The sequence below is a fragment of the Pseudomonas sp. UMAB-40 genome (genome assembly GCF_900095275.1).
GTDB lineage: Bacteria > Pseudomonadota > Gammaproteobacteria > Pseudomonadales > Pseudomonadaceae > Aquipseudomonas > Aquipseudomonas mandelii_B.
Genome location: NZ_LT607553.1, coordinates 89,816 through 103,382 on the forward strand (window position 1 = coordinate 89,816; position 13,567 = coordinate 103,382).

At 58.2% G+C, this 13,567-nt stretch carries 15 protein-coding genes; 9 read left to right on the top strand and 6 right to left on the bottom strand.

What is annotated here, in order from left to right; genetic code table 11:
- The first annotated feature begins 14 nt into the window (after window positions 1-14).
- Window positions 15-1,109 (top strand): cell division protein ZapE, encoded by a 1,095-nt coding sequence (gene zapE / locus K0F88_RS05090; protein ID WP_109634727.1) that lies wholly within the window; start codon window positions 15-17, stop codon window positions 1,107-1,109.
- A 196-nt stretch (window positions 1,110-1,305) separates the two neighbouring features.
- Here zapE and K0F88_RS05095 read toward each other — a convergent pair whose 3' ends face one another.
- On the bottom strand, window positions 1,306-2,202 hold the full coding sequence (locus tag K0F88_RS05095) for a GlxA family transcriptional regulator (RefSeq protein ID WP_169857917.1): 897 nt from the start codon (window positions 2,200-2,202) through the stop codon (window positions 1,306-1,308).
- 244 nt (window positions 2,203-2,446) lie between these two features.
- Here K0F88_RS05095 and K0F88_RS05100 point away from each other — a divergent pair, with 244 nt between their 5' ends.
- Window positions 2,447-3,583 carry an acyl-CoA dehydrogenase family protein gene (locus K0F88_RS05100; RefSeq protein ID WP_219094412.1) on the top strand — a complete coding sequence of 379 codons (1,137 nt, stop codon included), beginning with the start codon at window positions 2,447-2,449 and terminating at the stop codon, window positions 3,581-3,583.
- A 103-nt stretch (window positions 3,584-3,686) separates the two neighbouring features.
- On the opposite strand, the gene K0F88_RS05105 is transcribed toward K0F88_RS05100, so the two are convergent.
- Entirely contained in the window at window positions 3,687-4,727 is a 1,041-nt protein-coding gene (locus K0F88_RS05105) for an NADP(H)-dependent aldo-keto reductase (protein WP_219094414.1), read from the bottom strand.
- Between the two features lie 245 nt (window positions 4,728-4,972).
- On the opposite strand from K0F88_RS05105, the gene rplM reads away from it, so the two are divergent.
- The 7 genes from rplM to K0F88_RS05140 all read left to right on the top strand — a co-directional run bounded on the left by rplM (window position 4,973) and on the right by K0F88_RS05140 (window position 9,860).
- Window positions 4,973-5,401 (top strand): 50S ribosomal protein L13, encoded by a 429-nt coding sequence (gene rplM / locus K0F88_RS05110; RefSeq protein ID WP_007905295.1) that lies wholly within the window; start codon window positions 4,973-4,975, stop codon window positions 5,399-5,401.
- Window positions 5,402-5,415: 14 nt separating this feature from the next.
- Window positions 5,416-5,808, top strand: coding sequence for a 30S ribosomal protein S9 (rpsI, locus tag K0F88_RS05115; RefSeq protein WP_003216038.1), 393 nt, complete (start codon window positions 5,416-5,418; stop codon window positions 5,806-5,808).
- A gap of 267 nt (window positions 5,809-6,075) precedes the next feature.
- On the top strand, window positions 6,076-6,669 hold the full coding sequence (gene petA, locus K0F88_RS05120) for a ubiquinol-cytochrome c reductase iron-sulfur subunit (RefSeq protein WP_007905300.1): 594 nt from the start codon (window positions 6,076-6,078) through the stop codon (window positions 6,667-6,669).
- Entirely contained in the window at window positions 6,669-7,880 is a 1,212-nt protein-coding gene (locus tag K0F88_RS05125; protein WP_046819000.1) for a cytochrome bc complex cytochrome b subunit, read from the top strand. Before petA ends, K0F88_RS05125 begins: the two co-directional genes overlap by 1 nt.
- A complete protein-coding gene (locus K0F88_RS05130) occupies window positions 7,880-8,662 on the top strand; it encodes a cytochrome c1 (protein ID WP_219094416.1) in 783 nt (260 codons plus the stop codon). The genes K0F88_RS05125 and K0F88_RS05130 overlap by 1 nt, the downstream gene beginning before the upstream one ends.
- A gap of 150 nt (window positions 8,663-8,812) precedes the next feature.
- Window positions 8,813-9,430 (top strand): glutathione S-transferase N-terminal domain-containing protein, encoded by a 618-nt coding sequence (locus K0F88_RS05135; protein ID WP_008155978.1) that lies wholly within the window; start codon window positions 8,813-8,815, stop codon window positions 9,428-9,430.
- A gap of 16 nt (window positions 9,431-9,446) precedes the next feature.
- Window positions 9,447-9,860 carry a ClpXP protease specificity-enhancing factor gene (locus K0F88_RS05140; protein WP_219094418.1) on the top strand — a complete coding sequence of 138 codons (414 nt, stop codon included), beginning with the start codon at window positions 9,447-9,449 and terminating at the stop codon, window positions 9,858-9,860.
- A 147-nt stretch (window positions 9,861-10,007) separates the two neighbouring features.
- Here K0F88_RS05140 and K0F88_RS05145 read toward each other — a convergent pair whose 3' ends face one another.
- The 4 genes from K0F88_RS05145 to K0F88_RS05160 all read right to left on the bottom strand — a co-directional run bounded on the left by K0F88_RS05145 (window position 10,008) and on the right by K0F88_RS05160 (window position 13,454).
- On the bottom strand, window positions 10,008-10,586 hold the full coding sequence (locus K0F88_RS05145; RefSeq protein ID WP_094470727.1) for a BON domain-containing protein: 579 nt from the start codon (window positions 10,584-10,586) through the stop codon (window positions 10,008-10,010).
- A complete protein-coding gene (locus tag K0F88_RS05150; protein ID WP_008025961.1) occupies window positions 10,583-11,176 on the bottom strand; it encodes a phosphoheptose isomerase in 594 nt (197 codons plus the stop codon). Before K0F88_RS05150 ends, K0F88_RS05145 begins: the two co-directional genes overlap by 4 nt.
- Window positions 11,177-11,280: 104 nt before the next feature.
- Window positions 11,281-11,643, bottom strand: a complete 363-nt coding sequence (locus K0F88_RS05155) for a YraN family protein (protein ID WP_007904371.1) — start codon at window positions 11,641-11,643, stop codon at window positions 11,281-11,283.
- Window positions 11,643-13,454 (bottom strand): penicillin-binding protein activator, encoded by a 1,812-nt coding sequence (locus K0F88_RS05160; RefSeq protein ID WP_219094420.1) that lies wholly within the window; start codon window positions 13,452-13,454, stop codon window positions 11,643-11,645. Before K0F88_RS05160 ends, K0F88_RS05155 begins: the two co-directional genes overlap by 1 nt.
- Between the last annotated feature and the right edge of the window lie 113 nt (window positions 13,455-13,567).

Below are 13,567 nucleotides of genomic sequence, written 5' to 3' on the forward strand. Positions count from 1 at the left end.
CTTGCTAACGAATTATGACGCCCCTAGAACGATATCAAGCTGATCTGAAACGCCCGGAATTCTTCCATGACGCCGCGCAGGAAACTGCCGTGCGTCATTTGCAGCGCCTGTACGACGATCTGGTCGCTGCGTCGAACAACAAGCCGGGCCTGCTCGGCAAACTGTTTGGCAAGAAAGATCAGGCACCGGTCAAGGGCCTGTATTTCTGGGGCGGCGTGGGTCGCGGCAAGACTTACCTGGTCGACACCTTCTTCGAAGCGTTGCCGTTCAAGGAAAAGGTCCGCACTCACTTCCACCGCTTCATGAAGCGCGTGCACGAAGAGATGAAGACCCTCGGCGGCGAGAAGAACCCGCTGACCATCATCGCCAAGCGCTTCTCGGACGAAGCCCGGGTGATCTGCTTCGATGAATTCTTCGTGTCCGATATCACCGACGCGATGATTCTCGGCACGCTGATGGAAGAGTTGTTCAAGAACGGTGTGACCCTGGTCGCGACCTCGAACATCGTGCCGGACGGTCTGTACAAGGACGGCCTGCAACGTGCGCGCTTCCTGCCGGCCATCGCGCTGATCAAACAGAACACCGACATCGTCAACGTCGACAGCGGCGTCGATTATCGTCTGCGCCACCTCGAGCAAGCCGAGCTGTTCCACTTCCCGCTGGACGAAGCCGCTCAGGAAAGCCTGCGTAAAAGCTTCCGCGCCCTGACACCGGAATGCACGGCCGCCATCGAGAATGACGTGCTGATGATCGAGAACCGCGAAATCCGCGCCGTGCGTACCTGTGATGACGTGGCCTGGTTCGACTTCCGCGAACTGTGCGACGGCCCGCGCAGCCAGAACGATTACATCGAACTGGGCAAGATCTTTCACGCCGTGTTGCTCAGCGGTGTCGAGCAGATGAGCGTCACCACCGACGACATCGCCCGACGCTTTATCAACATGGTCGACGAGTTCTACGACCGTAACGTCAAGTTGATCATCTCGGCTGAAGTCGAGCTCAAGGACCTCTACACCGGCGGTCGCCTCAACTTCGAGTTCCAGCGTACGCTTAGTCGCTTGCTGGAAATGCAGTCGCACGAATTCCTGTCCCGGGCGCACAAGCCGTAGGATTATTCGGAAAATAAAAAAAGGGGCCTGCACATGCAGGCCCTTTTTTTGAGCTCAAAACTTCTGAAGCACCACAAACCCTGTGGGAGCGGGCTTGCTCGCGAAAGCGGAGTGTCAGTCGACATCAATGTTGAATGTCAGTCCGCATTCGCGAGCAAGCCCGCTCCCACAGTTAATTTGTGTTGGGTTCTAGGACCTATGCAGCTTGCTGGAATTGCTGCCGATACTGGTTCGGCGACAACTCGGTGTGCTGGCGGAACAGCCGCGCAAAGAAGCTCGCATCGTCGTAGCCGACTTCATAGCTGATGGTCTTGATGCTCTTGCGGCTGCCCGACAGCAATCCCTTGGCGGTTTCGATGCGCAGGCGTTGCAGGTAATGCAGCGGCTTGTCGCCGGTGGCGGTCTGGAAACGGCGCATGAAATTGCGGATGCTCATGCCGTGTTCGCGGGCGACGTCTTCGAAGCGGAATTTGTCGGCGAAATGTTCTTCGAGCCAATGCTGGATCTGCAGGATGATCACGTCCTGGTGCAATTTCTGCCCGCCGAAGCCGATGCGTCCCGGCGAATAGCTGCGCTGCACTTCGTAAAGAATGTCCCGCGCCACGGCTTGCGATACGTTGGCGCCGCAGAAGCGTTCGATCAGATAGATGTAGAGGTCGCACGCCGAGGTGGTGCCGCCTGCGCAATACAGGTTGTCGGCGTCGGTCAGGTGCTTGTCCTGATTGAGATAAACCTGTGGGAAGCGCTCGGCGAAGGCATTGAAGAAGCGCCAGTAGGTGGTCGCTTCCTTACCGTTGAGCAAGCCGGCCTCGGCGAGCCAGAACACCCCGGTGGCCTCACCGCAAAGCACCGCCCCGCGTGCGTGTTGCTGACGCAACCAGGGCAGGACCTGTGGATAACGTTGGCAAAGGGTATCGAAATCGTCCCAGAAGGCCGGGAGGATGATGACGTCGGCATTTTCCAGGCCGCCGTCCACCGGCATGATGACATCGCTGAAGCTGTTCACCGGTTTGCCGTCGGGGCTGACCAGCCGGGTTTCGAATGCCGGTGTCAGGCCCTGGCCCAGTTGTTTGCCGTAGCGCAGGCTGGCCAGATGAAAGAAATCCTTGGCTTGCATGAGGGTGGAGGCGAAAACCCGGTCGATAGCCAGGATGCTGACGCGCCGCAAGGGCGTGGAGACTTGGTTAGACATAATTCAACTTTATTCTTATAGGGGAAAGTGGTCACCAGACGGCTGGATCGTCTTATTTTTTGTCTGATGTGTCCAGTGTCCTGTATCGGGTGCGAGGCTTAGTCTCTGAAGGTCAACTCCCTCTAACAATAACGACAGGTGCCGCATGATCCCCAGAACCTTGTTCAGTTCCGAGCACGAATTGTTTCGCGACAGCGTGCGAACGTTCCTCGAAAAAGAGGCCGTGCCGTTCCATGGGCAATGGGAAAAACAAGGCTACATCGACCGTAAACTCTGGAACAAGGCGGGGGAGGCGGGGATGCTTTGTTCGCACCTGCCGGAGGAATACGGCGGGCTGGGGGCGGACTTTCTCTACAGCGCAGTGGTGATCGAAGAGGTCGGTCGTCTCGGCCTGACCGGCATCGGTTTTTCTCTGCATTCGGACATTGTGGCGCCGTACATCCTGCATTACGGCAGTGAAGCGCTGAAGCACAAATACCTGCCGAAACTGGTGTCCGGCGAGATGGTCACCGCGATTGCCATGACCGAGCCTGGCGCCGGTTCCGACCTGCAGGGGGTGAAAACCACTGCGGTGCTGGATGGCGACGAGTACGTGATCAACGGCTCCAAGACCTTTATCACCAACGGCTTTCTGGCTGACCTGGTGATTGTCGTGGCCAAGACGGATCCGAAGGCCGGCGCGAAGGGCACCAGTCTGTTTCTGGTCGAGGCCGACACCCCGGGCTTCGACAAGGGCAAGCGCCTGGAAAAGGTCGGCATGAAGGCTCAGGATACGTCGGAGCTGTTCTTCCAGGACGTGCGGGTCCCCAAGGAGAACCTGTTGGGGCAGGCGGGCATGGGCTTCGCTTACCTGATGCAGGAGTTGCCTCAGGAGCGCCTCACCGTCGCCATTGGCGGGCTGGCTTCGGCCGAAGCTGCGTTGAAATGGACGCTCGATTACACCCGTGAGCGCAAGGCGTTCGGCAAGGCGATTGCCGATTTCCAGAACACGCGCTTCAAATTGGCGGAGATGGCGACTGAGATCCAGATCGGCCGGGTCTTCGTTGATCGCTGCCTGGAACTGCACCTGCAAGGCAAGCTGGATGTGCCGACCGCCGCGATGGCCAAGTACTGGGGCACTGACCTGCAATGCAAGGTGCTCGACGAATGCGTGCAGTTGCATGGCGGTTACGGGTTCATGTGGGAATACCCGATCGCCCGGGCGTGGGCGGATGCGCGGGTGCAGCGGATTTATGCGGGGACCAATGAAATCATGAAGGAGATTATCGCCAGGTCGCTTTGATTTTGCGGTGACTGTCAGGCCCTCATCGCGAGCAGGCTCATTCCTACAGGGGGTGTGCAAAACCTGTGGGACGAGCTTGCTCGCGATTGGGCCTATGAATCGATCAAGGCGCCGGGTTCGGGTGATCCTTGTGAATCGCCTCGATTCCCGCCAGCACTTCATCGGAAAGTTTCAGCTCGAAACTCGCTAAATTGCTTTCAAGCTGCTCCATGGTTGTGGCGCCGATGATGTTGCTGGTCACAAACGGCTGCTGGGTGACAAACGCCAGCGCCATCTGCGCCGGGTCCAAGCCGTGTTCCCGGGCCAGCGCAACATAACGACTGCACGCCGCTTCCGATTGCGGGTTGAAATAGCGGCTGAAGCGGCTGTAGAGGCTCAGGCGGCCTTTTGGTGGGCGCGCGCCACCTTCGTACTTGCCCGACAGGAAACCGAACGCCAGCGGCGAATAGGCGAGCAGGCCGCATTGTTCGCGGATGGCGATTTCCGCCAGGCCGACTTCGAAGCTGCGGTTGAGCAGGTTGTACGGGTTCTGGATCGACACCGCGCGCGGCCAGCCACGGGCTTCGGCCAGGGCGAGGAAACGCATGGTGCCCCATGGCGTTTCGTTGGACAGACCGATGTGGCGGATCTTGCCGGCCTTGACCTGCTCGTCCAACGCTTCGAGGGTGTCCTCCAGCGGCGTCAGATTGGCTTCGATCTTGTGTTTGTAGCCCAGCTGACCGAAGAAGTTGGTGCTGCGTTCCGGCCAGTGCAACTGGTAGAGGTCGATGTAGTCGGTTTGCAGGCGCCTGAGGCTGGCGTCCACGGCTTCGGTGATGTGCTGGCGGTTGTGCCGCAGGTTTTTATCGCGGATGTAATCGATGGTGTTGCCGGGGCCGGCGATCTTGCTGGCCAGTATCCAGTCGGCGCGATCACCGCGACTTTTGAAGTAATTGCCGATGTAGCGCTCGGTGGTGGCGTAGGTTTCGGCCTTCGGCGGCACCGGGTACATTTCGGCGGTGTCGATGAAATTGATCCCGGCGTCCTTGGCCCGTTCGATCTGGGCGAAGGTTTCAGCTTCAGTGTTTTGCTCGCCCCAGGTCATGGTTCCGAGGCAGATGGCACTCACGTTCAGATTGGTTCGGCCTAGCTGGCGATAGTCCATCGGGTGCTCCTTGGGCAAAACAATCATAAAAGCAGGTTGAATTATTTTTCGCAATCTGCATAATTGCGCACCTCTTTCTGCAGTGGAAGTGATGCGCCGCCGCCGAAGAATCTTGCCGTTGAACGGACGCGCCGACCCGAGCCCCCGAAAGCGTCTGTATCCGGCTGCCTTTGACTTGTCAAAGTACGCACTATTCAGTAAGATCCGCCGTCTAATTTACAGGGCGGCCCCTGAGGCTATAAAGAATGAAAACTTTTACTGCTAAACCGGAAACAGTACAGCGCGACTGGTTTGTCGTCGACGCTGCAGGTCAGACCCTGGGTCGTCTGGCCACCGAAATCGCGAGCCGTCTGCGTGGCAAGCATAAAGCTGAGTACACTCCTCACGTTGACACCGGCGATTACATCGTCGTTATCAATGCCGAGCAGATTCGTGTAACCGGTGCTAAAACCACCGACAAAATCTACTACTCCCACTCCGGTTTCCCGGGCGGCATCAAGTCGATCAACTTCGAAAAGCTGATCGCCAAGGCCCCTGAGCGCGTGATCGAGACCGCGGTCAAAGGCATGCTGCCTAAGAACCCGCTGGGTCGCGACATGTATCGTAAGCTGAAAGTCTATGCGGGCGCTGTACACCCTCATACTGCTCAGCAGCCCCAAGAACTGAAGTTTTAACGGAATAGTTCATTATGTCGGCGACTCAAAATTACGGCACTGGCCGTCGCAAGACCGCAACCGCACGCGTTTTCCTGCGTCCGGGTACTGGTAACATCTCCATCAACAACCGCACCCTGGAAAATTTCTTCGGCCGCGAAACTGCCCGCATGGTAGTTCGTCAGCCGCTGGAACTGACTGAGACTGTCGAGAAATTCGACATCTACGTCACCGTGATCGGTGGTGGTGTAAGTGGTCAAGCTGGCGCAATCCGCCACGGTATCACTCGCGCACTGATGCAGTACGACGAAACCCTGCGTGGCGCTCTGCGCAAAGCTGGCTTCGTTACTCGCGATGCTCGTGAAGTTGAACGTAAGAAAGTTGGTCTGCGTAAAGCGCGTAAGCGTCCGCAGTACTCGAAGCGTTAATTCGCTTTCGCGTTCAAAAAGAACGCCCAGTTTCCTCGCGAAGCTGGGCGTTTTTTTATGGGCGCGATTTATCAAAGAATTGCGCTGTGACAACTTGCCACAGCCGTAGAAGCCCTATACTGCAAGGCTTGGCAGTGAAGCCCCTCGGTAATTACCTTGTCAGAATTGGGGCTTTTCATTACCATTCGGCAAAATTTTTATAAGTTCAGATTTTTACTTAGTAGACGCCTGATTTAACAGGCCACAAAGCTGATGGGAGAGGACTGAATGAGCAATGACGGCGTGAATGCAGGCCGGCGTCGCTTCTTGGTAGCAGCCACATCCGTGGTGGGTGCTGCAGGAGCGGTGGGGGCTGCGGTCCCGTTCGTGGGGTCATGGTTTCCCAGTGCCAAGGCGAAAGCCGCAGGTGCACCGGTGAAAGTGAATGTCAGCAAAATCGAACCAGGTCAGCAGATGATTGCTGAGTGGCGCGGTCAGCCGGTGTTCATTGTCCGCCGTACCGAGGAAATCCTGGGGAATCTGAAAAAGATCGAGGGCCAGCTGTCTGACCCGACCTCCAAGAACTCGACACAACCGACCTATGTCGACCCGGAAACGCGTTCGATCAAGCCAGAAGTTCTGCTGCTGATCGGTATCTGCACGCACCTGGGTTGCTCACCGACCTTCCGTCCAGAAGTGGCACCTGCGGATCTGGGCAAGGACTGGGTAGGTGGTTATTTCTGCCCTTGCCACGGTTCCCACTACGATCTGGCTGGCCGCGTCTACAAGTCGCAACCTGCGCCTTTGAACCTGCCAGTTCCCCCGCATTCCTATGAGACCGATGACATCATTGTCATTGGCGTCGATACGGAGAAAGCGTGATGAGCAAGTTCATGGATTGGGTTGATGCGCGCTTTCCCGCGACCAAAATGTGGGAAGACCATCTCAGCAAGTACTACGCCCCGAAGAACTTCAACTTCTTCTATTTCTTTGGCTCCCTGGCACTGCTCGTTCTGGTCAACCAGATCGTCACCGGTGTCTGGCTGACCATGAGTTACACCCCGTCTGCGGAAGAAGCGTTTGCTTCCGTCGAATACATCATGCGCGACGTCGAGTACGGCTCGATCCTGCGCCTGCTGCACTCCACCGGCGCCTCGGCGTTCTTCATCGTGGTCTATCTGCACATGTTCCGTGGTTTGCTCTACGGTTCGTACCAGAAGCCGCGTGAGCTGGTGTGGGTCTTCGGGATGCTGATCTACCTGGCACTGATGGCTGAAGCCTTCATGGGTTACCTGCTGCCGTGGGGCCAGATGTCCTACTGGGGCGCCCAGGTGATCATCTCGCTGTTCGGTGCGATCCCGGTCATCGGTAACGACCTGACCCAGTGGATCCGTGGTGACTACCTGATTTCCGGTATTACCCTGAACCGCTTCTTCGCCCTGCACGTAGTTGCCCTGCCGATCGTGATTCTCGGTCTGGTGGTGCTGCACGTTCTGGCGTTGCACGAAGTCGGTTCGAACAACCCGGACGGCGTCGACATCAAGAAACACAAAGACGAAAACGGCGTACCGCTGGACGGCATTGCCTTCCACCCGTACTACACCGTGAAAGATATCGTCGGCGTGGTGGTGTTCCTGTTTATCTTCTGCTCGATCGTGTTCTTCTTCCCGGAAATGGGCGGCTACTTCCTCGAGAAGCCGAACTTTGAAGTGGCGAACGCCTTCAAGACCCCTGAACACATCGCTCCGGTCTGGTACTTCACGCCGTTCTACGCGATTCTGCGGGCGGTTCCGGACAAGCTCCTGGGCGTTATCGCCATGGGCGCGGCCATCGCTGTGCTGTTCGTCCTGCCGTGGCTGGATCGCAGCCCCGTCAAGTCGATGCGCTACAAAGGCTGGCTGAGCAAAATCTGGCTCTGGGTATTCTGCATCTCGTTCGTGATCCTGGGTGTGCTGGGTGTTCTGGCGCCGACTCCGGGCCGTACATTGCTGTCGCAGGTCTGTACTTTCCTGTACTTCGCCTACTTCATTCTGATGCCGTTCTACACCAGGCTCGAGAAGACCAAACCGGTTCCGGAAAGGGTGACTGGCTGATGAAAAAGCTATTTGCTGTACTGATTCTTGCTGCCATGCCTGTCCTGTCCTTCGCGGCCGAACACGGTGGTCCCGAGCTGGAAAAAGTCGACATCGACGTTTCTGACAAAGCGGCCATGCAGGACGGCGCGCGTACATTCGCCAACTACTGCATGGGCTGCCACAGCGCCAAGTTCCAGCGCTATGAGCGTGTTGCCGATGACCTGGGCATCCCGCATGACCTGATGCTCTCGAAGCTGGTGTTCACTGGCGCCAAGATTGGCGACCACATGAGCATCGGCATGCAGCCGGCAGACGCCAAGACCTGGTTCGGTGCGGCGCCGCCCGACCTGACCCTGGTCGCTCGCGTTCGTGGTACTGACTGGCTCTACGGTTACCTGCGTTCGTTCTATGAAGATCCGTCGCGTCCTTGGGGGGTGAACAACAAGGTTTTCCCGAACGTAGGCATGCCTAACGTCCTGGTTGGCCTGCAAGGTCGTCAGGTTGTCGGTTGCAAGCAGGTTCCGATCGTCGAAGACGGCAAGAAGCAATATGATCCGCTGACCGGTAACGCGCTGACACATGAAGCGTGCGATCAGCTGACCATCGTGCCGAAGAGCGGTGCTCTGACCGAACAGCAGTTCGATGAGAAGGTCAAGAATCTGGTAACCTTCCTGGCTTACTCGGCTAACCCGGTTAAGCTGCAGCATCAGCGCATCGGTACCTATGTGTTGCTGTACCTGGCGTTCTTCTTCGTATTCGCTTACTTGCTCAAGCGTGAATACTGGAAAGACGTCCATTGATAAAGCTGTAAGCAATTGCTGTTAATCGCACGCGCCCAGGGGCGTCTCTGAAGGTGTAACGAGTCTGGTGATCCAGACGTTACGGGAGGCGTCTTCTGGGCGCGTGCGTTTTTCCGCTTCCGATAATTTCAACAAGCGAGGAGGACCGCCATGGGCGTGACCAATCGGTTGGCCTGTTACTCCGACCCCGCCGACCACTATTCCCACCGAGTGCGCATCGTACTTGCAGAGAAGGGTGTCAGCGCAGAGATCATTTACGTGGAAGCTGGTCGCCAGCCGCCTAAACTGATTGAAGTGAACCCTTACGGAAGTCTGCCCACCCTGGTCGATCGTGACCTGGCGTTGTGGGAGTCGACCGTGGTGATGGAATATCTGGATGAGCGTTACCCGCACCCGCCCTTGCTGCCGGTTTATCCCGTGGCGCGTGCCAACAGCCGTCTGCTGATTCATCGTATTCAGCGTGACTGGTGTGGTCTGGTGGATCTGATCCTGGATTCCCGGTCCAAGGAAGCCGCCCGCGTCGTGGCTCGTAAAGAGCTGCGTGAAAGCCTGACTGGCGTGTCGCCGTTGTTCGCCGACAAGCCGTTTTTCCTCAGTGAGGAACAAAGTCTGGTGGATTGCTGCCTATTGCCAATACTCTGGCGTTTGCCGATTTTGGGTATTGAACTGCCGCGGCCTGCCAAGCCGCTGCTTGATTACATGGAGCGCTCGTTTGCGCGTGAGGCTTTCCAGGCGAGTCTGTCTGGTGTCGAACGCGATATGCGCTAAGGCTTAAGGAGCCGCTATGAACTCCAGTCGACCTTATCTGGTCCGCGCGCTCTACGAGTGGATTGTGGACAACGATTGCACCCCGCACATGCTGGTCAATTCCGAGTATCCGTCGGTGCAGGTGCCTCAGGGTTTTGCCAGTGACGGACAGATTGTCCTGAACGTATCGCCGGCTGCCGTGCGTCATCTGCACATGGACAACGAGGCGGTCAGCTTCGAAGGGCGCTTTGGTGGCGTGCCGCACACTCTGTACGTGCCTATCGCATCGATCCTGGGCATTTACGCTCGGGAAAATGGTCAGGGCATGGTGTTCGATCTGGAATCGCCTATGGAAGACGAGGAAGAGATCGAGCCGGAAGATGATGTTCCGCCGCCCGACAGCGAGCCGCCGCGTCCCAGCGGTCGACCCAGTTTGAAAGTGGTGAAGTAATAAAAAAGGCGATCCGCAAGGATCGCCTTTTTTATTACTGTAGGAGCCGGCTTGCTGGCGATGGCGTTTTGGAAATCGCCATCGCCAGCAAGCCGGCCCCTACAGATCGATGGCGACCTCAGAGATGCCATCGTCGGTCATCAAATATCAGTCAATGTACTCAAACAACTTCACAATCTTCTGCACACCGGAAACGCTCTGCACCAGATTGGTGGCCTGCGCCGCTTCCTGCTTGGTCAGCAGGCCGAGCAGATAAACGATGCCGTTCTCGGTGACGACCTTGATGCGCGAACCCGGGATGTTCGGGTCGGTGAGCATTTGGGTCTTGATCTTGGAGGTCAGCCAGGTGTCGTTCTGGCGGGCAAGGAAGCCGGAGGGTGGCAGGACCTGCAGTTCGTTATGCACCTTCTTCACGCGCTGGACCGCGGCGGCAGCCTGTTCGGCCTTGGCCTTGAGCTCGGCAGTCGGTGTTTGCCCGGCGAGCAGCACGATACCGTTGAAGCTGGTGACGACGATGTGCGAGTCGTTGTCCAGGGCAGGATCGGCCTTGGCGACGTTCACGCCGACCTTGGTGTCGATCAGGGAGTCATCGATCTTGCTGCCGAAGGTGCGCGTACCGCGGTCATCTTCAATGGGTGCTTCACGGCTGGCTTTAACCACCGAAGTGCAGCCGCTGATGCCGAGGCACAGGGTCAAGGCCAGAAGGCCTAGGCGATTAGGGGTCATTCTTCACTCCCGAACAGTTGGCTGTCGATCAAATCGCAAAGGCAATGGATCGCCAGCAGGTGGACTTCCTGAATACGTGCGGTGACGTTGGCCGGTACGCGAATCTCGACGTCCTCGGGCAATAGCAACGACGCCATGCCGCCGCCATCGCGACCGGTCAATGCTACGACAATCATTTCGCGATCATGTGCGGCCTGGATCGCTTGAATAATGTTCGCCGAGTTGCCGCTGGTGGAAATCGCCAGCAATACGTCACCCGGTTGGCCGAGGGCGCGGATCTGTTTGGAGAAAATTTCGTTGTAGCTGTAGTCGTTGGCGATCGAGGTGATCGTCGAGCTGTCGGTGGTCAGCGCAATGGCTGGCAGGCTCGGACGTTCGCGCTCGAAGCGGTTGAGCAGTTCGGACGAAAAGTGCTGGGCATCACCGGCGGAGCCGCCGTTGCCGCAGGAAAGCATTTTGCCCTCATTGAGCAGGGCGTTGACCATCACCTGGCTGGCTTGCTCGATGTGCGGTGCAAGTACGTCCATCGCCATTTGCTTGGTGTCGATACTGGCCTGAAAAAGCTGGCGAATTCGGGATTGCATGTCCATCTGTGTGACCTTAATTAGCGCGGCTACTCGGCACATGAATGTGCAGCCCGCAAAGCAAAGAGCAAAAGTGTTGGGTATTGGTGTCCGCTTCGGGGCGCAGGCGATCAGCTATCGAAGGCATTCTGCAACCAGTTCAACTGATCGAGGTTGCTGTCGATGGCAACCACGTCGAAGCGGCAGGGGGAATTGGCCCAACGCGACTCGCGCTGAAGAAAATACTGCGCGGCGAAAATCAGTTTCTGCCGTTTGCGCCCATCGATGCTGTCGAGCGCTCCACCCCACTGGGTGTTTTTTCTGTAGCGGACTTCAACGAATACTACTGTATCGCCATCAAGCATGACCAGATCAAGCTCGCCGCGTTTACACAACCAGTTCTGCGCCAGCAGGCGCAGACCCTGTTGTTGAAGATGCTCGAGCGCATGGCGCTCGGCATCTTTACCGCTTTGCTGGCGTGACCTGTCAGGCATCAGCGTGGGGTGTCCGGCAGGCGTTGAACCTGACCGTTGGTGAACTGTGCCCACGGCAACTGGCGCACCACACGCTGGTTCTGAGTCATGCCCAGGCTGCCCGACTGGCCTTCAATGCGGCTGTCCGGCAATGCCTTGAGTTGGCCCAGTCGCGGCGCCAGGCGATACGCATCCACGCCCATTGCGTACAGGCGGCCAAGGCTGCCAGCCGCTTGCGGCCATTGTGCGGTGACCTGTTTACGCAGCGGATCATTGGCGTCCAGCAACCACGGGGTTTCGCAGAAGCGGATGCCATTCATGTCGTTGTATTGATTCACGTCGCCGCTGGCACTGAACACGTGGGAGGTGGCGTAAACCGGCACATCGCCTGCGTACTGGAAGTTCAGGGTCGGTTTGATCTGCTGGGCCTGTTGCGGAGTCGCGGCGAGGAAGATGAACTCGATGTCCTGGCGGCGCGAAGGCTGGGCCGCTACCTGCGAGCCAACGGTGCTTTGCAGGCTCTTGGCGCGGCCTTCGCTCTGACGCAGCTGGAACATGTCGGCAATCTGCTGGGCCAGTTGAACCGGTTGGTCAACGCGCTCGGTCGCGACGATGCTGCCGCCGTTGGTTTGCCAATCCTGGCTGAACGCTCTCAGCACGCGATCGCCCCATTCGCCTTTCGGCACCATGATGGCAGCGCGATGCAGGCCGTCGGCGCGAGCACGACGAGACACTTCACGGGCTTCGTCTTCAGCGGCCAGACCAAACTGGAACAGTTGGGCCGGACCTTGTTCACCTTCGCTGTAGTTCAGCGCCAGGGTGGTGATCGGCAGTTGCGGGCGAGCGCTGAGCTGTTTGACCAGCGGTTTTTCCAGTGGACCGACCACCAGTTGCACGCCATCGGCCTGGGCCTTGCGGTAGAACTCGTCCATCGAGGTCAGGCGTGAGCTGTCATAGAACTCGATGGCTGGCGGCTTCTGCCCGGCCTGTTGCGCCTGGTAGTGAGCAGCCATGAAACCTTCGCGCAGTGCTTTGCCGACCGAGGCCAGCGGACCGTCTTGCGGCAACAGCAGGGCGATCTTGCTCAGGGGCTGGCTGGCCAGTTCCTTGAGCTTGGTCAGAGGCAGCGGCAATTGAATGGCTGCCGGGTGCTTAGGGTTCTGGGCGCGCCAGTTGTCGATCGCGGCTTGCTGTTGTTCCAGGGTGCCGGCGGTTTTCACCGCCAGTGCCAAGCCCATCCAGCCACCGAGATCATCATTGGTGGTTGGCTGTAGTTGATCGGTTGGCAGCGAGGCGATCAGGGTCCAGATCGCTTCGTGGTTTTTGGCGGCGGCTTCACCTTCGAGCATGGGTGCGATGAAGATGCGCTCCCGTGCGGCGGCCAGCGTCTGCCCGTCGGCCTCAAGGGCGCGAGCATGGACAGTGCCGGTGCGAACCTGTTGCTCGACCGGCAACTCGCTCAGGCGTTGCAGGCTCGGATGGCTCAAGGCCGTCAACGCCGCCTTGGGCTGATTGCGCGCCATGGCCAGTTCAGCCGCCAGGGTGCTGGCGAAGACTTGTTGGCCGGGCTTGAGTTGTTCCACCGGCACCTGTTGCAGGATTTGCGCGGACTGGCCGGCATTGCCTTGGCGATAGGCCAGGTCGGCCGCGCTCAGGCGCAACAGCGCGGCTTTTTCCGGATCCTTGCTTTGGGTGGCCTGTTCGAGCAGTTGCTCGATACTGGCATCCGGGGTCCGTGGAAGTTCGCCAAGGCTGGAAGAGGGCGAGCTGGCGCAAGCCGCCAGCAAGGCAGCGAGGCAGAGGGCAGTGAACAGCCGCAGGCAAGCGATCATGTAGTGTTCCTGATACTCGATCAAATTAGCGTGGAATTGTACCCAAGCACTGGCCGGGGCGCGATGTTACTGGCGTGAATCGATCAATTTAGCTCGTGCAAATGTTGCAGCGC